The sequence below is a fragment of the Aquimarina sp. BL5 genome, assembly GCF_003443675.1.
In the GTDB taxonomy this organism is placed as follows: Bacteria; Bacteroidota; Bacteroidia; order Flavobacteriales; family Flavobacteriaceae; genus Aquimarina.
Genome location: NZ_CP031963.1, coordinates 3,738,565 through 3,757,338, shown reverse-complemented (window position 1 = coordinate 3,757,338; position 18,774 = coordinate 3,738,565). Strand labels below are relative to the sequence as shown.

The following is an 18,774-nucleotide window of genomic DNA, read 5'->3' as shown; positions in this document are numbered from 1 at the left end:
TGAAAAATTATTCTTATTTCAATTCAAACTGTGTATTAGAAATCATTCTAGGACCAGAGAATAAATTTACTACATAGTTTCCTTTTACTAACTCTCCATCTGATGCGTCTACTAAAACACAAACGTCTAAAGCATCATTCTCATAAAACACTTTATTACGACCACTATACGTAAGAACCGCATCATCAAAGTTTATCGAAACTTTATCTCCAATAAGATTATTTTCAGGATTAATAACCTGAACGAATAAATCCTTATCTCCTTTTTCAGTCAATTTATTAGGTGATAGTGTAAAACAAACTCTTACTTTTTCAGCTCTACTTGATCTTGATGTAGTAGTAATTTTACCACTATTTCTTACTCTAACTCCTTCTGCTTTGATACCTGAAGCCTGTAAAGCAGATCCTCTTTCTACAATTTCTGCCAATTTACTATTCTGTGATGCCAAAGAATCAGAGAATACAATTCTTTCTGATAAAGCTGTAGAAGTACTATCTAAATCAGTAGCTAACTGAGCATTAGCAGTAGTTAAACTATCCGCCAATTTAAATAATCTTTCACGCTCTTTTTTCAGTTTACTTACTTCTCTTCTATATCGCGCAATCAATGCTACATTAGCATCATAGTCTTTTAAACTATCTAATAAAACAACAACACGCTGCTTTTCTTTTAGTAAATGATCATCCATTACCTCATTAAGTGCAATAGCATTGTCATATTTTGTGATTAATTCTCCTAATTCACTTTCAATTAAATCCTTTTCTTGTTGCAAAATTGCTTTTTCTCTCTTTTCTTCGTTGTAAAACTTATACGTGAAGATCCCCAGAATTAATAAAAGAGCTCCCAGAACACCAATTAGTATCTTAAGGGTCAAGTTATTGTTTTGAGTTGTCATAATAAATTTCTAATTTTTGATGGTTACGTTAAAATAGTAAATTTAGTTAAATATAATAATTAATGTTAATTGACCTAATATGTTAAGCGACTTAGCTTATTTATTCTATCCTATATTTTGTTCCGCTTGTGACAATCCTTTATATAAAAACGAAAGGATCCTGTGTACTTCTTGTAGACACAAGCTCCCATTAGGTAATTTTCATAAGGTAAACGCTAAAAAGATCGAAAAAGTATTTTATGGGCGAGCCAAAATAGAAAATGCTACCTCATTATTGGTGTTTGAAAAGGATAGTTTAGTACAAAATTTGATTCATAATCTTAAGTATAGAGGTAGAGAAGAAATAGGTAAAGAACTTGGCATTTGGCTGGGCGGAGAATTAAACCAATTATCTGATTATCAATGTATTGATTCTGTTATTCCAGTACCTCTCCATCCTAAGAGATTGAGAGAAAGAGGTTTTAACCAAGTAGAGAAATTTGGGAGGGAAATTGCTAAAAAACTAGATGCAAAATACATCGATAATGTTTTGAAAAAAAATTCCTACAATGAAAAACAATCAAAAAATAGTCGTTTAACTCGCTGGATAAACACTTCTGAAACATTTGGAATACAAAATGAGTCCTTATTGATAAACAAACATATTTTGATTGTTGATGATATTGTTACCACAGGTGCCACCATAGAAGCTTGTATTCAAGTTCTTAAATCGATCTCAGGTATCAAAATAAGCATTGCGACCATGGCTATCACTATATAGATTTTTTGTTTGTTATAAATAGTCGTTTCTTTGTGTCTTTAAAAAATTGTAACGGAGCTATGTATAAAAGATCCTATACGTTATTGTTAACTGCTTTTTATTTAATCTTGATTGTTAGTTGTGCCAAAAAAGGTTCTATAACAGGAGGCGAAAAGGATGAAATTCCTCCCAAATTTGTGAAGGCGACTCCTCCTAATTTTTCGACAAATTTTAACAATAATGAAATTCGAATTTATTTTGATGAATACGTAAAGCTAAAGGATCCCCAAAAACAAATCATTATATCTCCTCCTATGGATCCCAAACCAGAGATAACACCTTTAGGAGGCGCTAGTAAGTATCTGAAAATTAAATTTTTGGACACTTTATTAAAAAACACCACCTATAGTATCAATTTTGGTCAAAGCATCGAAGATAATAATGAAGGAAACGCTAATCCATTTTTTAAATATGTTTTCTCTACAGGAGACTCATTAGATTCACTTAGAATACAGGGTACTGTTGGAGATGCTTTAGAGAAAAAAGCAGATCCTTTTATTACTGTTGCCTTATATGAAATTGATGAAAACTACTCTGACTCTTTAGTTTTTAATGAAGTGCCCAGATATGTAACAAGCACATTAGACAGTATTAATTTTGACTTAGACAATCTAAAAGAAGGTAAATACAAGTTAATTGCACTAAAAGATGTTGCAACAAACTATACCTACCAACCAAAACAAGATAAAATTGGTTTTTACGAAGAGATTGTAACACTTCCTGCAGATACAGCAAAAATCTTTACGATAAACCTATTTAAAGAAATTCTAGATTTTAAAGCATTAAAACCAAAACAAGTATCGAAAAATTCTTTTGTTTTTGGATATAACGGTGTAGCCGATTCTATGAAAATCAACATAGTAAGTAAAACTCCGGAAAATTTTGAAACTAGAATTTTTCCAGATAAGACAAAAGATACATTACATTATTGGTTTAGACCTTTTTTCGAGGCGGATTCGTTGATTTTTGAAGTAACCAACAGTAAAAACTTTCGAGACACTTTAGTTGCAAGATTTAAAGATCAATACAAAGACTCCCTAAAACTTACAAGTAATATAAAAAGAAGCCTAGCTTTTAATCAAGATTTTACACTATTCTCCAACACTCCTATAGAAACCATTGATGAAAAATTAATCTCATTAACTGATAAGGATACTTTAGACGTGCCATTTTCAGTGAAATTGGACAAAGTTAAAAATGAGGCAATATTTACTTTCGAAAGAACAGAAAGCAATACTTATAGAATGCAATTGTTACCGGAAGCTGTTAGCGATTTTGTAGGCAATGTAAATGACAGTATAAATGTTAATTTCAGAACTACAAAATTAGCAGATTATGGTACGATCTTTTTTACGCTTCAAAATGTAAAAGAATATCCCGTACTGATTCAAGCTACTGATGAAAAGGGACTATTTATTGACGAAAAAATAGCGACTAAAGAAGAAACCACCATTTTTGACAACTTAGAACCGGGGAAATATAATCTAAGAGTCATTTTTGATAAAAATAAAAATGGAGAATGGGATACGGGAGATTTTCTAAAAGGAATTCAGGCAGAAAAAGTAGTTTACTATCCTAAACCCATAGAAGTAAGAGCTAATTGGGAATTAAAACAAACCTTTATTTTGGAGTAATCTGAAAGTTGTCTGCATCATTCAGAAAAGGCAATTTTTTACGAGTATTTTCGATATGGGATTTATCTAGAGTAGCATATAATATTGCCTCTCTTTCGATTGGATTTTCTTGCAAAATAGAATTCCCCAACACATCATAAACAGCAGAATGACCACTATATTCATACCCTTTTCCATCGAGACCTACTCGATTGACACCAATACAATATGACATATTCTCAATAGCTCTTGCTTTTAGAAGTGTATCCCAGGCATTCACTCGCGGCTTTGGCCAACTAGCTACATATAGCAATACATCATATCCAGACGTATTTCTTGCCCAAACCGGAAATCTAAGATCATAACAAACCTGTGGTTTAATTTTCCAGTCTTTATAAAGTATAATTACTTCTTCATTACCAGCTGTAAACACTTCTTCCTCTTTAGCTAATGTAAATAATTGATGCTTGTCATATTTCTCAATGTTTCCATCAGGTCTTACAAAAAGAAAACGGTTAAAATACCCTTCGCTCTCTTTTATAATAATACTTCCTGCAATAGCGCAATCTTTCTCTTTAGCTAATTTTCTTAACCAACTTATCGTTTCACCATCCATAGTCTCAGCAACTTCGGTAGCGTTCATCGTAAACCCGGTATTAAACATCTCTGGCAAAACAATCAAATCTGTATCATTATGTATGGACTTGATCTTTTGTTTAAAGACGGCTCTGTTTTGCATTGGATTTTCCCAAGCTAAGTGAGATTGGATTAAGGCAATGTTTAAGGTAGTATTCATAGGTTAAAAATAACGAAATCCTAGATTCTTAAAAACAAACAATGAACTATTCCTCTTCATCAGTAATAACTATATTTTCGAAATGAGCTGTTTTCTTTTTAGAAGAAATAGTGATGTTATCTATTCGAGATTTTTCAATTTTATCTATATCCTGTTCTTCGATAACAAAATCTATTTGAGTAACACTTCTATTTGAAACATTAGAAAAGTCGGATTCTATTTCTTGCATATCCGAAACCAGATTTAATTCGAAATTTCTTCCTTTAATCAAAAGCGTTGCTCCTTTCCATGTTTTAATATGAAAACTCCCTAAAACAATTGTTTTTATATAATAATAACCAGCTAACTCCACAACGTCCATGTAGATTTCATTTAATTCAGAAGACGCAAATCGAGTACCTTCAACTTTAATAATAATATCCTCAGTATAAGTATCAACATGCAATTTTTCCATAGCTCTTACATTACCAAGAGCTGCTTGCACTTTTAGAATAGATTGTTTTAAATTCATAATTAAGGTTTAGATACCAAAAATAACTTTTCATTTAGAAGGATAAACATATTGATTTAGATTTTACACACTTAATTCATTAGAATATTACAACTAAGATTTTTAAAGATTAGATTTATCTTACTTTATAAAAAATACTTCTCCCTAATTATTTCTAAATCCTTTTCTTCTTCCAGATAGATAGGTAAATGAAAATCATCTAATTTTTTCAAAGTATTCAATAATGATATCTGCTCATTTTCTGTAAGGCAACCACTTACTACCTTCGCAGCTTTACTTGCTTCACCATATGCCATAATTACATATTCTTCTCCTTTTTTTGTAAGACGCAAAAGTTTACTTCTTTTATCATCGGGATTTGGAAATTGTTCTATGATTTCATTTTTGAGAAGTCTCTTAATCACCTCCATTCCAGAAGATTTATCATACACCATTTTTCTTATTAAATCCGTTTTTCCTATCTCTCCCGATCGATGAAGAATAGCAGTAAAAGCAAAATCCATATCAGTAGTAAATGGCAAATCAACTAATGCCGATTTAATATACGTATTAGAATATCTACTTAATCTACCAATGTGTGCGGCTATTTCTGCTTCTCTACTATGCCCCGTAATAGTATAATTTTCCGAAGCACTAGTTTGATCCATACGCTTAGATACCCAATTCACAAAGGATTTTAGATGTATATCATTGCTTTTTCGCTCATTTACAAACTCTCCTACTAGATCTATCAACTGCTTAATTAATTCGTAAACCCTCATTAAAACTATTTTTTAACACCAAATTGTGTAAAATTATTATTATATAATACCTATTTGTTTAATATTTGCATTAAAAAATTAAACAAATGTATTTTAAAACACTTTAAACCTATTGTCATGAATATCAAAAATACTGCTTTAATACTTTCTTTACTATTTATAAATCAGATACGAGCTCAGGTATATGGAGAACTATCTGGTAATGTTGTAGATCAAACAGGTCAACCCGTTCTAGGGGCTTCTGTTCTTATTGAAGGTACTGAAAAAGGTGCACAAACAGATTTTGATGGTAATTATCGCATCGAAAACATTATTCCTGGTTCCTATAACCTAACCGTCAGTTATATTGGGTTTCAAACACAAACAAAATTTAATATCATTGTTAAATCAAAAGGAACTCCTGCATATAACTTCGTTTTAAAGGAGTCCGCAGAAGCTTTAGATGAAGTTGTAATCAGCAACGTAAATAGAATTAGTAGACCAAAAGAAACACCGCTTTCCATTCAAACGCTCTCAGCAGTAGAAATCGCTACATATCCAGGAAGTAATAATGATGTTGTGCAGGTTGCTCAAACACTTCCAGGTGTTTCTCCTTCCATTGGTGGCTTTCGTAATGATTTGATAATTCGCGGTGGTGCTCCAAATGAAACTGTTTACTATCTAGACGGAATGGAAGTGCCAAATATTAATCATTTTAGCACACAAGGAAGCTCTGGAGGTCCAGTGGGGCTTATTAATGTATCTTTTATAGACAATGTCACCTTATCTACTTCTGCCTTTGGTGCTCAGTATGACAACCCACTTTCTGGCGTATTACAATTCAGTCAACGCAAAGGAAACAACAAGGATTTTAGTGGTAATTTTAGAATAAGTGCTAGCGAGGCAGCACTAACACTAGAGGGACCTCTTTTTAAAGGAAAGAAAAATGAAGAATCAAAAACTACATTTTTAGTATCTGCAAGACGAAGTTATCTTCAATTTTTATTCGAAGTGATTGGACTTCCTTTTAGACCTAATTATTGGGATTATCAATATAAAATAAACCATAAGATTAATAAATACAATGATATCAGTCTTATCGGTTTAGGATCAATCGATGACTTCTCTGTAGAATCACCTGAAGATTTTGATGCTGAACAACAAGCTCAATTAGAACAAGCTCCATTTATTGACCAACGCACTAATGCGATTGGGCTATCCTGGAAAAATAGATTTAAAGATGGTTCTGGTTTTATGGAAACTACCCTAAGTAACAATACATTAATCAATAAGTTTACCCGATATGAAGATCCTGAAAACGAAACGGGTGTAATTTTTAGCAATGATGCTACTGAATCTGAAACAAAACTTAGATATCAATTAACGAAATTTTTTGGTGATTGGAAATTAACCACAGGATTTAACGCACAATATTCTGATTACAGTAACGAAACAATAAATCTAACAGACAATAATATTTTTAATACAGAGATTGACTTCTTTAAATATGGTCTATTTGCAAATATGACGAAATCATTTTTTAATGATAAGTTAGATCTATCGCTTGGTTTTAGAATGGATGATGATAGTTTTACGAAAGAGGATAATTTACTCTCCACATTCTCTCCTAGATTCTCTTTTTCATACCAATTTAAAGAAAACTGGAGACTAAATGGTTCTTTAGGAAGATATTATAAAATACCTCCATATACCATCTTAGGCTTTAGAAACAATGACAATACACTTATAAATCAAGATGTAGAATATACAGTAAGCGATCATTATGTTTTAGGGCTTCAACACGATTTTAGTCCTTCTTCAAGCATCTCTTTAGAAGGGTTTTACAAGCGTTATGATGATTATCCAGTTTCCGTTTTAGACGGGGTATCACTTGCTAACAAGGGAGCAGATTTTGAGATTTTAGGAAGTGAAGATGTTGCTACAGTTGGTAGAGGAAGAAGTTATGGGGCAGAACTTCAATTTCAGCAAAAGCTTTCTAACAATTTTTACGGAATTTTTGCATATACCTGGTTTCATAGCGAATTTACAGGTTTCAACCGAGATGTATATCTCCCCTCGGTATGGGACAGTCGTCATCTAGTTTCATTTACAGGAGGATATAAACTAAAACGAAATTGGGAAATAAGTGCCCGATATCGTTTTGCAGGTAAAACTCCTTTTGTGCCCACAGATCAAGATGCCACACTTACCAATTATCCAGAAGTTATATTAGATTATGATAGGCTAGGTGAGGAAAAGTTAGATATCTTTAGTCAACTTGATTTACGAATTGATAAAAAATGGAATTTTAAAAACTTATCCCTGAATGTATTTATAGAGGCACAAAACATATTAGCCCAGCAAGCTCCACAACCTACTCAATTTGGGCTTACTCGTAATACAAATGGAACTATTGTAGAGCCCAGAAGTTTAACCGAGATAGAAACAGAAACCGGCCAAATCATACCTAGTCTTGGAATTGTTATAGATTTTTAAAAGACTAAAAAGATCATAAATACATCCTGCTTTTTTAACAAATAGTAAAGCTGGTGTTAAAAAACAATACATCGATACGAAATAATTTATATCGATGTATTGTTTCGCTCTTCTTTTTTATAGAAAATCCTTATTTTCGCAGACTTAACAGAAAGAACGATCAAATGAGCACGAAGTTTCCTGAATATAAAGGACTTGACTTGCCAAAAGTGGCAGACGATATACTAGAATTCTGGCAGCAGAATAATATTTTCGAAAAGAGTATTTCTGAGCGAGAAGATGCAACTCCTTTTATATTTTTTGAAGGACCACCATCAGCAAATGGATTACCGGGAATTCACCACGTAATGGCTCGTGCTATTAAAGATATTTTTTGTCGTTATAAAACTCAAAAAGGATTCCAAGTAAAGCGAAAAGCTGGATGGGATACTCATGGGCTTCCTGTAGAATTGGGTGTCGAGAAAGAATTAGGTATCACTAAAGAAGATATCGGCAAGAAAATTACTGTAGAAGAATATAACGAAGCTTGTAAAAAAGCAGTAATGCGTTATACAGATATCTGGAATGACCTTACCGAAAAAATTGGCTACTGGGTAGATATGGAAGATCCCTATATCACCTATAAGCCGAAGTATATGGAAACGGTATGGTGGTTACTTGCTGAAATCTATAAGAAAGGATTATTATACAAAGGATATACGATACAACCCTATTCTCCTAAAGCGGGAACTGGATTAAGTTCACACGAACTTAATCAACCAGGAACATATCAAGATGTTACAGACACTACAGTTGTTGCTCAATTTAAAGCTAAAAAAGAAACACTACCTTCATTCTTAACAGATGTGGTTGGTGATATTTATTTCTTAGCTTGGACAACTACTCCATGGACATTACCATCGAATACTGCATTAACCGTTGGGCCCAAGATTGATTATGTAGTTGTAAAAACTTTCAATCAGTATACGTTCGAACCGATTAATGTGATTCTGGCTAAAAATCTAGTTGAAAAACAGTTTGGCGGAAAATTTATCCAAGCAGAAAGCGAAGAAGATGTAAATGCTTTTAAAGAAGGTGATAAAAAAATTCCTTATTTCTTATTAAAAGAATTCAAAGGAGCTGATCTTGTAGAGATACGTTACGAACAACTGTTAAATTACGCACTACCAAATGACAATGCGGAAAATGCCTTTAGAGTAATCTCCGGTGATTTTGTAACTACAGAAGACGGTACTGGTATTGTTCATACAGCGCCAACTTTTGGTGCAGATGATGCGATGGTAGCGAAACAAGCTACACCAGAAGTTCCACCGTTACTTGTTAAAGATGACAATGACAACCTGGTTCCGTTAGTAGATTTACAAGGTAAATTCACAAAACACGTTGGTGAATTTGGCGGTAAGTACGTAAAAAATGAATATTATAATGATGGTGAAGCTCCAGAGAAATCTATAGATGTAGAAATTGCTATCAAGTTAAAAATAGAGAACAAAGCCTTTAAGGTTGAGAAATATGTACACAGTTACCCTAACTGCTGGCGTACAGATAAACCTATTTTATATTACCCATTAGATTCCTGGTTTATAAAAGTGACCGATTTTAAGGATCGCATGCATGAATTGAATCTAGGTATCAACTGGAAACCAAAAGCAACTGGAGAAGGTCGTTTCGGAAATTGGTTAGCAAATGCTAATGACTGGAATTTATCTCGATCTCGTTTCTGGGGAATCCCCTTACCTATCTGGAGAACGGAAGATGGCAAAGAAGAAATAATGATCGGTTCTGTAGAAGAATTAAAAGCTGAAATGCAAAAAGCAGTTGATGCTGGAGTTCTGGAAGCCGATATTTTCGCAGATTTTATCGTTGGAGATATGAGTGAAGAGAACTATGACAAAATAGATCTTCATAAAAATGTAGTAGATAAAATCACCTTAGTTTCTCCATCAGGAAAACCAATGAAACGTGAAAGTGATTTGATCGATGTATGGTTTGATTCAGGTTCTATGCCTTATGCACAATGGCATTATCCTTTTGAAAATAAAGAAAAAGTAGAATCTGGAGAAAGAAAAGCAGATTTCATTGCAGAAGGAGTAGATCAGACACGTGGGTGGTTCTATACTTTACACGCCATCGGAACAATGATTTTTGATGATGTTGCATATAAAAACGTGGTATCTAATGGTTTGGTATTAGACAAGAATGGTCAGAAAATGTCTAAACGATTAGGTAATGCTGCAGATCCTTTTGACACACTAAAAACATATGGACCAGATGCCACAAGATGGTATATGATAAGTAATGCCAATCCATGGGACAACTTAAAATTTGACCTTGAAGGAATTGCGGAAGTGCGTCGTAAGTTTTTCGGTACGTTGTATAACACCTATTCGTTTTTCACACTTTATGCCAATATTGATAATTTCACCTATGGAGAAGCTGATATTCCATTAGCAGAACGTCCAGAAATTGATCGATGGATTTTAAGTGAACTACATACGCTGATCAAAAATGTAGACGAATATTATAATGAATATGAACCTACAAAAGCTACAAGGGCTATTTCTGATTTTGTTCAGGAAAACCTAAGTAATTGGTTTGTCCGTTTAAGCAGAAGAAGATATTGGAAAGGTGAATACCAGAAAGATAAGATCTCTGCATACCAGACTTTATATACGTGTATGCTTACAGTAGCAAAACTGGGAGCACCGGTAGCACCATTTTTTATGGATCGCCTGTACAAGGATCTTATCTCTAATTCGGACCAAGAAACTTCTGAAAGTGTTCATCTGGCACATTTCCCAAAATATGAAAGCTCGTTTGTTGATAAGGCTTTGGAACACAAAATGCAAAAAGCACAATCTGTATGTTCTTTAGTACTGTCTTTGCGACAAAAAGAAAAGATCAAAGTACGCCAACCATTACAGAGAATCATGATCCCTGTATTAAACGAAACAGATAAAGCTGAGATAAACGACATTGCTGATTTAATAAAAAGTGAAGTAAATGTTAAAGAGATAGAGCTACTTGACGATGCTTCAGGTATTTTGGTGAAACAAATAAAACCAAATTTCAAAAATTTAGGTCCTCGTTTCGGGAAAGACATGAAATTGATTGCCAGCGAGATACAATCTTTTGATCAAGAGACTATTAAAATTCTAGAACAAACTGGAAGTTTTGACTTAGAAATTAACAATAAAATTATTACATTAGGTACCGATGATGTAGAAATCAGTTCTCAGGATATTGAGGGTTGGTTGGTTGCAAATTCAGGAGCTCTAACCGTAGCATTAGATATAACCATAACTCCAGTGCTCAAAAAAGAAGGGATTGCCAGAGAACTTGTAAATCGAATCCAAAATATCCGTAAGGATAGTGGATTAGAGGTGACTGATCGAATAGAAATTGTAATAAAGGAAAACAAGTCTATCCAAGAAGCCGTTGCAACTAATGAAGCATACATCAAAAATGAAACCTTAACCGAGACAATTGAATTTGCAACAGATGTAATAAATGGTACGGAAATTGCGTTTGACGACATTGCAACCCAATTGGTAATTAAAAAACAATAAGAGTATGGCAGCAGATGTAAAAGTAAGGTATAGTGATGCCGATTTAGCGATGTTCAAGGAAATCATCGTTGACAAAATGGAAAAAGCGCAGAAAGATTTAGAATTACTTCAGAGCGCTTACAAAAATGATGGTAATAATGGTACAGATGATACTTCGCCAACATTTAAAGCTTTTGAAGAAGGAAGCGAAACTATGTCTAAAGAAGCAAATACACAATTAGCAATTAGGCAAGAGAAATTCGTACGTGATCTAAAAAATGCATTACTACGAATAGAAAACAAAACATATGGCATTTGTCGTGTCACAGGAAAACTTATTAATCCAGAGCGATTAAAGCTTGTCCCACACGCAACACTTAGTATTGAGGCTAAGAATATGCAGAGTTAAGAGCTGTAAGAAGAAAAATAAATAAAAAAAAGTGTACGTAATAAAACGTACACTTTTTTTATTGCTATAATCCTAGATTTAAGTAGAATTAACAAATAATATCATTCAAAATCAAATTAGATTACAAATTTCAACCAATTTTTTAATATCGATGATAAATATTAAATTTTCGCTGATTTTAATCACATTTTCCTTTTTAAAATCGTGTAAAACACGGACCAAAGATTCCACTGAAGTACCTACGATATTACTATGATCTTTTCTGGAAATTCTAAAACCACCTCCTTCCTTTATACTAAAAAATTCTTGTAATTTTATAATAGAAATAGCACATCGTTCTCTTACACTGTGTTGAGCCAAGATTCTAGAGTTATTAATAAATACACCAAATTCGTGTGAAATACTTCTCAATAATCTATTTTTAATATTTGGATTGTCTTCTAATATTTTAAAAAAAACATCTTTGGGAATTAAATTCACAATAGAATCTGTTAAACAAGCTGCAGAAGAAGAATAGGTTTCTTCAGAAATAAGCTCATGATGACCTATGATCTCTCCTTCTTTAGCCAAATAAAAAATATGCTCTTTACCGTTAAGCCCAGTAGCATATTTTTTAATTTTTCCGATTCTTATGATATATAATCCTATAGGTGTAGTGCCTTCGTGAAAAATAGCCTGTCCTTTTTTCAGCTTAAGGACGGTTGATTTATCTTGTATAAAATTAAAATCCTTATCTGGTAAGTCTTTCAGAACAAATTCGTTAATAAAAGAATATCTTTTGTGGGGAAATAGTGTATTTATCATTTTAAATAAGTTGGTTTAAGGTATTTAGGTACAAAAAATTAAACTAATTTCAAAACGACAGAAGGTTCTTTTAGATTGTGTATATTAAGTCATCAGAAGGGTGTTTTTAGAAAAATTAAAATCAAAATGGGCAATTTCACAAAACATAAGATATAAAAGCGTTTCCTTCATAAAGACAATTCCAGTATAGGATTTTTGGGGGCTATATTTTAGGAAATATGTAGTTATAAAAATGACAAAAACCGCCAAAAAAAAATTTAGGCAGTTTTTGTATTGTTAAGGTTATAGTTCGAAAACAGGGCTAATCTTTTGTTCTAATAATTCTACCATTTAATTCCTGAGTAGGTCTGTAGTTCTCGTGCATAATCTCTTCGAAATTAGCAAGTTGCTTGACTGAAGCAGTAATAGGTTCTTTTACAACATACCAAGTAACAATTTCGGAACAAGCAGGAGTTGTCAAAGACCCGCTGTAGGTATAAAACTCCATATCATCCGGTAACAACTCTTCGACTTTAAATGTAGATTTACTTGAATAACTATCACCTTTGTATTTAGGCAATTTACCCATATACTCTTTAAGTACTTCTTGCTCTTCTCCTTCTTCAAAGAATATACCTATTACGGCTAATAATTTTGTTACAGGGTCCTGGTGTACCAAATGCATTTCCATAGGATATCTCTTACCATCTATAGTATGTTCACTACCTGTGTGAAAATGAAATTGTAATAAGTCGTAATCAATATTATTAAGATCAGCACTACTACCACCGTCATAGTTAAACTGGATCGTATGCCCATTATTAATGATACTAACTTGACTTTCTTCATAATTTATATTGATATTATTGATACCTCCGTCTTCTACTACAGAACTGGTAATAATATCAATAGGTGATTGCACATTTCCGGCACAATCTTCCCACTCCCCACTACAAAGGCTTGACCAAAATTCTGGTCCTTCCTTTCCTTCATATTCAAAATTACAATCAGATTCTGGGGATTTTCCATTAAAAACATTTGCCAAAGCTTGTTCACTTTTATCTCCCAGATCAATTTCCTGTGGATTTGTTTCAACTTCTTGAACACTACAAGAAGTAATCACTAATAATGTTGCTAAAACGGATAATTTTAAAAAATTGGTTTTCATAATTGAGTTTGTGTTTAGGTTTAAGATTTAATTTTTAAAATTATCCATAAACCAAATAAGATTTATACACATTTGTCAATGAAAAAAATGATTCTTCTCAAAAGAAGAAGAGATAAATCTCAATAGAAAAATTGAGATTTATCAATAAAAAAAATGAGATCTGATTGTTAACAGGCTCAAAGAAAACTTTTAAAAGATGGCTGAAACACAAATAATAATCCTGCATATGAATCAGTGTAAGCAGAGATGTGAACTTTTTTAGAATAATTGTACTTTGTAGTGTAACCTTTTAGATAAACGAAGGTATTACTAATAGAGACTAACCATAAAGAGTGACATCTTGAAAAATTTAACCGATGAAGAACTAATGATTCTGGTATCTAATGGAAATTTAGATATAATGAGTATCCTTTTTGACCGATACCATATCAGAATTTTTAATTTTTTACTAAAAATGACAAGAGATAGGGATATCAGTCAAGATATTACTCAGGAAACTTTTTATAAGGCTATAAAATATAGAACTTCTTATAAAAAAGGTAAGTTTTCGTCTTGGATCTATACCATTGCCCGGAATATCTTTTCTGACCATTATCAAAGTCAGAAAAACAAAGATCAACCTCTAGACGAGATTGAATATAAAATAGAACGAGAAGAAACTAATGGTATAGAAAAAAGTGAAATTAAAGAGCAACTAAATAGAGCTTTAGGACAGCTAAACCAGAGTGACAGAGAATTAGTAATCATGAACAGATACCAAGGTATCAAATACCAAGAAATTGCAGAGATAACTGGATCAACTGCAGGAGCAGTAAAAACCAAAGTACATCGAGCAATTCATAAATTAAAAGATCATTACCTACAAAATATATAACGCTATGAAATGTAGTCAAATAGAAGAACGACTTATCGATTATCTAGATAACAATTTAGATCAGGAAGAGCATCGTATTATTGCAGCTCATCTTGCAACTTGTAGTAGCTGTCAGGAGTCATTACAAGAACTCCAACTAGTTTTTGATGGAATTAATAATGATCCGGTGGAATTACCAGATGGAAGTATTCAACTAAATTTTGAAGAAATGCTTCAAAAGGAAAAAGAGACATTAAACAATCCCAAAATAGTTTCACTTCATAAAAATCTTAAACATTCTTGGAAAACAGTATTACAAATAGCAGCTACTGTTGCATTAATTGTTTCAGCATATTTCTACGGAAAACAAGAAAACAATGAGTCCTTTTCTGAGGAAATGGCAGTATTAGAAGAAGAAAAAGTGCAATTAAAACAAGAAGTAACCATTTCTCTTATTGAAAATAAATCTGCTAGTAAACGTCTAAAAGCCGTGAACTATGCAGAAGAATTTGAAAAACCCGGAAATGAGATACTAAAAGCCTTAATTAATAAAATGTTTTATGACGACCATATCAATGTGCGACTTGCTGCAGCAGAAGCACTCACTAAGTTCTCGGACTCAGAAATGGTTCGTAAAGCACTAATAGATGCTCTGGAAACGGAACAAGATCCAGGCATGCAAATTGAATTAATTCAAATATTAGTTTCTATACAGGAAAAACGCGCAGTTCCTTCTATGGAAAAGTTACTTCGTAATGAAGAAACACCTAGTTATGTAAAAGATCAAGTGACTATTGGTCTTCCAAGTTTAATTTAAAATTTCAATCAAAACAAGAACAGATGAAAAATATAGTAATCGCAATAGTACTTTTTATAACTATTGGGCATATACAAGGACAAGAAAATTACACCCAATCCTTACAAGGCGTCAAAAACGTAGTAATTGGTTCGGAATCTGGAGTAAAACTGAAAGCACACGATAAAAACGAATTGTTGATTCCCGGAAAGGGTAGAAAGATGCCCGAAAAAGCTAAAGGATTAAAAGCCGTATACGCAGGTGGAAGTGATAATACCGGTTTTGGAGTCTATGTGCAAAAAGAAGGAGGAACACTAATCATTAGAAATTTAAAAAGCACCTATACCAAAACCTTAGAAGTTTTCCTTCCGAAAAACATTAATATTAAAGTCGAAAAAAGTAACCTTGGAAAATTAGTTGCAGAAGGATTTTCTTCAGAAATCGAAGCTACGACCAATGTAGGGAATATAACGCTTAGGGATGTTACAGGTCCTATTGTCGCTAAAACAGCCACAGGAGAAATTAATATTATATTTAATAAAGTAAGTCAGAGCTCACCTATTTCTTTGGTCTCAGCCACAGGAGCTATTGATATTAGCATTCCTGCCAATACTCCTGCTAATTTAGAAATGAAAGCAACAATGGGTGAGATTTTTACTGACTTTGATATTAAATTCCCTGTACCAGAAAACAATCTGAAAGTGGTAAGTGGTAAAAAAACAATAAAAACTGAATTGAACAACGGTGGGGTAGAGATTAATCTAAAATCCGCAACCGGTAATATTTATCTAAGAAAACAATAAAGAGGTCATTCATCAACCTGTCCGCCTAAGGTGGATCAAAAACAATCAACTCATGAAAATTTTAGTAAACCTAATCACATTATGCTGCATAGCATTTCAGCTAAACGCACAAAAAGTAATAGAAAAAGAAATCACTACTTCTGCCGATCGAATTAAAGTGGAGTTCAAATTTGCCCAAGACATCGCTATCAAAACTTGGGATAAAAGTACTGTTTATCTTAAGGCCGAAGTAAGTATTAACGATGGAGAATTTGACAATTATTTTGATCTAAAAATAGATAACTCCTCTTCTATGTTAGATATAGAATCTAGTTATGGTGATTTATTTGAAAAACGGAAAAAAGAGAAAGGATCTAACCGCAAAAACAATTGGGGACCTTGTAATAATATGGATATAAACGCCAACTATACGTTATATCTTCCTAAAAATGCCAAACTACTGGTAAAAAGTATTTCTGGTAACGTAGCTTCAGAAAACTATCAAGGAGAACTAGAGATAGATATTATTAGTGGTGATATTGATATTAAAAAATATCAGGGAGATTTAAACCTAAAAACAATTAGCGGCACTATTGATATTCATATTGCAAAATCTAAACTAAAAGCAGAAACTGTTACAGGAATGATCTATTCTGACAAAGAATTAGAGTTTGATCAAGGAAAAAATAGAATAGTAGGAAGCAAAGTGACGGGTACTTTTGGAGATACTAAAAGTGAATTAGCACTTCAAACAGTGAGCGGTGATATTTTTATAAGAAAACAATAATTGAACACGCTATTTATTATATATTTCAAACTTTGGCTCTAAAAAATCAAGTTTAAAATATGAATTAAAATCAGGAAAAAGGCTACCTTAGAAAATATGAGGCAGCTTTTTTTCTTTTCAATATTTCTTCAGCTATCTATATCGGTACAATCACAATCTATTTTTAACAAAAGTATTGACGCTACTGATCTTTCAGAAGTTTTTATATTTCTTGACGATACATTTCAGATAGAAATAACTAACACTTCAGAAAACAAAATTATAGTCAACGGCATTTCTGAAGGAGAATACCAAAATAATATCTTGATAAATGCGACACGAAAAGAAGACTCCCTTACAATTCTTGATGATATCCAGCCTTTTTCAGAAAAACATAATGACAAACTAAGCGCACATAAAGTAATTGTAGTGAAAGTAAAAATACAAATACCGCAACATCTCAACGTAACAATAAAATCCAGAATTGCTTCTCTAAAATTAAATGCCAAAATAAAATCATTGTTCGTAGAGCTTAACTCTGGTGATTGTCTACTCCGTAATTTTATCGGCAATGCAATGATTAATACGTTAGAAGGAGATATTACAGTGTATACTAAAAATGCAACGATTAATACTAAGACAAAATCTGGAATCCTTTCTATAGAGAAAATTTTCGGGCAACATCAAATCGAATTAAAATCCATAACAGGAAATATTAGTGTTTACAAAACAAAATAAAACACTATTTTTGTCCGTCACTGTATGAAATAAGAGAAATTTATGTCCTTGAAGAAGTCTATTTTAGTTATAATCTTAGTTCTGCTAATAGATCAGATTTCCAAAATTTATATCAAAACTAGCTTCACTCTTCACGAAGAAGTACCTGTTTTTAGTTGGTTCCGAATTGTATTTGTAGAAAATAAAGGAATGGCTTGGGGGTTTGAACTTCCAGGAAATTATGGGAAACTCGTACTTACATTATTCAGATTGGTCGCAATTACTGGTATTGGATATTGGCTATATGATTCTGTAAAAAAGAACAGTTCTAGAATTCTTACGTTTTGTATTTCTTTAATTTTTGCAGGAGCTTTTGGAAATATCTTAGATTCCATTTTTTATGGTATCTTTTTTAGTGCAAGTACTGACGTTCAAATCGCAGAATTTTTACCTGAAAGCGGTGGATATGAAAGTGTATTTTATGGGAAAGTAGTAGATATGATCCAATTTACTTTTTATGATGATATTTTACCCGATTGGATTCCTTTCTTGGGAGGAAAACATTTCTCTTTCTTTGATCCTGTATTTAATATTGCCGATTCTGCTATTAGTATTGGTGTATTCTTATTATTAGTTTTTAATAAAAGAGCTTTCCCTAAGAAAGAAGAAATAGCAGAAGTTCTAGACTAGAATTTTTTCAAAATCATCAAGACGAATCGGTTTGGTAAGGTAATCGGATACTACTCTGATAGATTTTGCTCTATCAATATCTCTAGTATCGATAGAGGAACTTACCACATATAGATCTATTTTTTTGCTAATTTTATCCTTGATTTTTGTGAATTCTTCTAGAAATTCCCAACCATCCATAATGGGCATATTCAGATCAAGAAATATAACCTGAGGAACACTACTCTCCTCTGTATCTTGTATTGATTTAATAAAAAAGTCTAACGCTTCTTTACCGTTATTAAATACAATTACTTTCTCGGATAATTTTTTTAGTTCTATAATTTTACTAACTAAATGAATGTACATGTTGTCATCATCAATGATGCAAACACTCTTTGTATTATGGGGCATGGTGGGGTAAAAATTAAAA

General features: G+C 32.5%; 18 protein-coding genes. 11 read left to right on the top strand and 7 right to left on the bottom strand.

Annotation, left to right across the window (positions count from 1 at the left end):
- Positions 1-13 precede the first annotated feature (13 nt).
- Positions 14-895, bottom strand: a complete 882-nt coding sequence (locus D1818_RS15635; RefSeq protein WP_233558529.1) for a hypothetical protein — start codon at positions 893-895, stop codon at positions 14-16.
- Between the two features lie 79 nt (positions 896-974).
- On the opposite strand from D1818_RS15635, the gene D1818_RS15630 reads away from it, so the two are divergent.
- Both D1818_RS15630 and D1818_RS15625 read left to right on the top strand, forming a co-directional pair.
- Positions 975-1,655, top strand: coding sequence for a ComF family protein (locus D1818_RS15630; protein WP_118459915.1), 681 nt, complete (start codon positions 975-977; stop codon positions 1,653-1,655).
- A gap of 59 nt (positions 1,656-1,714) precedes the next feature.
- On the top strand, positions 1,715-3,328 hold the full coding sequence (locus tag D1818_RS15625; RefSeq protein WP_118459914.1) for an Ig-like domain-containing protein: 1,614 nt from the start codon (positions 1,715-1,717) through the stop codon (positions 3,326-3,328).
- Here D1818_RS15625 and D1818_RS15620 read toward each other — a convergent pair.
- The 3 genes from D1818_RS15620 to D1818_RS15610 form a co-directional block, all read right to left on the bottom strand.
- On the bottom strand, positions 3,315-4,103 hold the full coding sequence (locus D1818_RS15620) for an amidohydrolase (protein ID WP_118459913.1): 789 nt from the start codon (positions 4,101-4,103) through the stop codon (positions 3,315-3,317). The two genes, D1818_RS15625 and D1818_RS15620, sit on opposite strands and share 14 nt — an antisense overlap.
- 46 nt (positions 4,104-4,149) lie before the next feature.
- Positions 4,150-4,614, bottom strand: a complete 465-nt coding sequence (locus tag D1818_RS15615) for a hypothetical protein (RefSeq protein WP_118459912.1) — start codon at positions 4,612-4,614, stop codon at positions 4,150-4,152.
- A gap of 125 nt (positions 4,615-4,739) precedes the next feature.
- Positions 4,740-5,375 (bottom strand): MarR family winged helix-turn-helix transcriptional regulator, encoded by a 636-nt coding sequence (locus tag D1818_RS15610; RefSeq protein ID WP_118459911.1) that lies wholly within the window; start codon positions 5,373-5,375, stop codon positions 4,740-4,742.
- 117 nt (positions 5,376-5,492) lie between these two features.
- Here D1818_RS15610 and D1818_RS15605 point away from each other — a divergent pair, with 117 nt between their 5' ends.
- From D1818_RS15605 to D1818_RS15595, 3 genes are all read left to right on the top strand, one after another.
- Entirely contained in the window at positions 5,493-7,850 is a 2,358-nt protein-coding gene (locus tag D1818_RS15605) for a TonB-dependent receptor (RefSeq protein ID WP_118459910.1), read from the top strand.
- A 164-nt stretch (positions 7,851-8,014) separates the two neighbouring features.
- A complete protein-coding gene (ileS, locus tag D1818_RS15600) occupies positions 8,015-11,419 on the top strand; it encodes an isoleucine--tRNA ligase (RefSeq protein WP_118459909.1) in 3,405 nt (1,134 codons plus the stop codon).
- A 4-nt stretch (positions 11,420-11,423) separates the two neighbouring features.
- Positions 11,424-11,807 (top strand): TraR/DksA C4-type zinc finger protein, encoded by a 384-nt coding sequence (locus D1818_RS15595; protein ID WP_118459908.1) that lies wholly within the window; start codon positions 11,424-11,426, stop codon positions 11,805-11,807.
- Positions 11,808-11,918: 111 nt separating this feature from the next.
- On the opposite strand, the gene D1818_RS15590 is transcribed toward D1818_RS15595, so the two are convergent.
- The gene (locus D1818_RS15590) at positions 11,919-12,611 is read right to left on the bottom strand and encodes a Crp/Fnr family transcriptional regulator (protein WP_118459907.1); all 693 of its coding nucleotides are present in this window, start codon (positions 12,609-12,611) and stop codon (positions 11,919-11,921) included.
- 301 nt (positions 12,612-12,912) lie between these two features.
- Positions 12,913-13,758: a carbonic anhydrase gene (locus D1818_RS15585; RefSeq protein ID WP_118459906.1), complete on the bottom strand. Its 846-nt coding sequence runs from the start codon at positions 13,756-13,758 to the stop codon at positions 12,913-12,915.
- Between the two features lie 340 nt (positions 13,759-14,098).
- Here D1818_RS15585 and D1818_RS15580 point away from each other — a divergent pair, with 340 nt between their 5' ends.
- The 6 genes from D1818_RS15580 to D1818_RS15555 all read left to right on the top strand — a co-directional run bounded on the left by D1818_RS15580 (position 14,099) and on the right by D1818_RS15555 (position 18,362).
- Complete coding sequence (locus tag D1818_RS15580) at positions 14,099-14,632, top strand: RNA polymerase sigma factor (RefSeq protein ID WP_120752414.1); 534 nt, start codon at positions 14,099-14,101, stop codon at positions 14,630-14,632.
- Between the two features lie 4 nt (positions 14,633-14,636).
- Positions 14,637-15,428 (top strand): HEAT repeat domain-containing protein, encoded by a 792-nt coding sequence (locus D1818_RS15575; RefSeq protein WP_118459904.1) that lies wholly within the window; start codon positions 14,637-14,639, stop codon positions 15,426-15,428.
- A gap of 23 nt (positions 15,429-15,451) precedes the next feature.
- Positions 15,452-16,210: a DUF4097 family beta strand repeat-containing protein gene (locus tag D1818_RS15570; protein ID WP_118459903.1), complete on the top strand. Its 759-nt coding sequence runs from the start codon at positions 15,452-15,454 to the stop codon at positions 16,208-16,210.
- A gap of 52 nt (positions 16,211-16,262) precedes the next feature.
- A complete protein-coding gene (locus D1818_RS15565) occupies positions 16,263-16,976 on the top strand; it encodes a DUF4097 family beta strand repeat-containing protein (RefSeq protein ID WP_118459902.1) in 714 nt (237 codons plus the stop codon).
- 96 nt (positions 16,977-17,072) lie between these two features.
- Positions 17,073-17,693: a hypothetical protein gene (locus D1818_RS15560; protein ID WP_118459901.1), complete on the top strand. Its 621-nt coding sequence runs from the start codon at positions 17,073-17,075 to the stop codon at positions 17,691-17,693.
- 42 nt (positions 17,694-17,735) lie between these two features.
- Entirely contained in the window at positions 17,736-18,362 is a 627-nt protein-coding gene (locus D1818_RS15555; RefSeq protein WP_118459900.1) for a lipoprotein signal peptidase, read from the top strand.
- Here D1818_RS15555 and D1818_RS15550 read toward each other — a convergent pair.
- Entirely contained in the window at positions 18,354-18,755 is a 402-nt protein-coding gene (locus tag D1818_RS15550; protein WP_118459899.1) for a response regulator, read from the bottom strand. The genes D1818_RS15555 and D1818_RS15550 overlap by 9 nt on opposite strands.
- Positions 18,756-18,774: the final 19 nt, after the last annotated feature.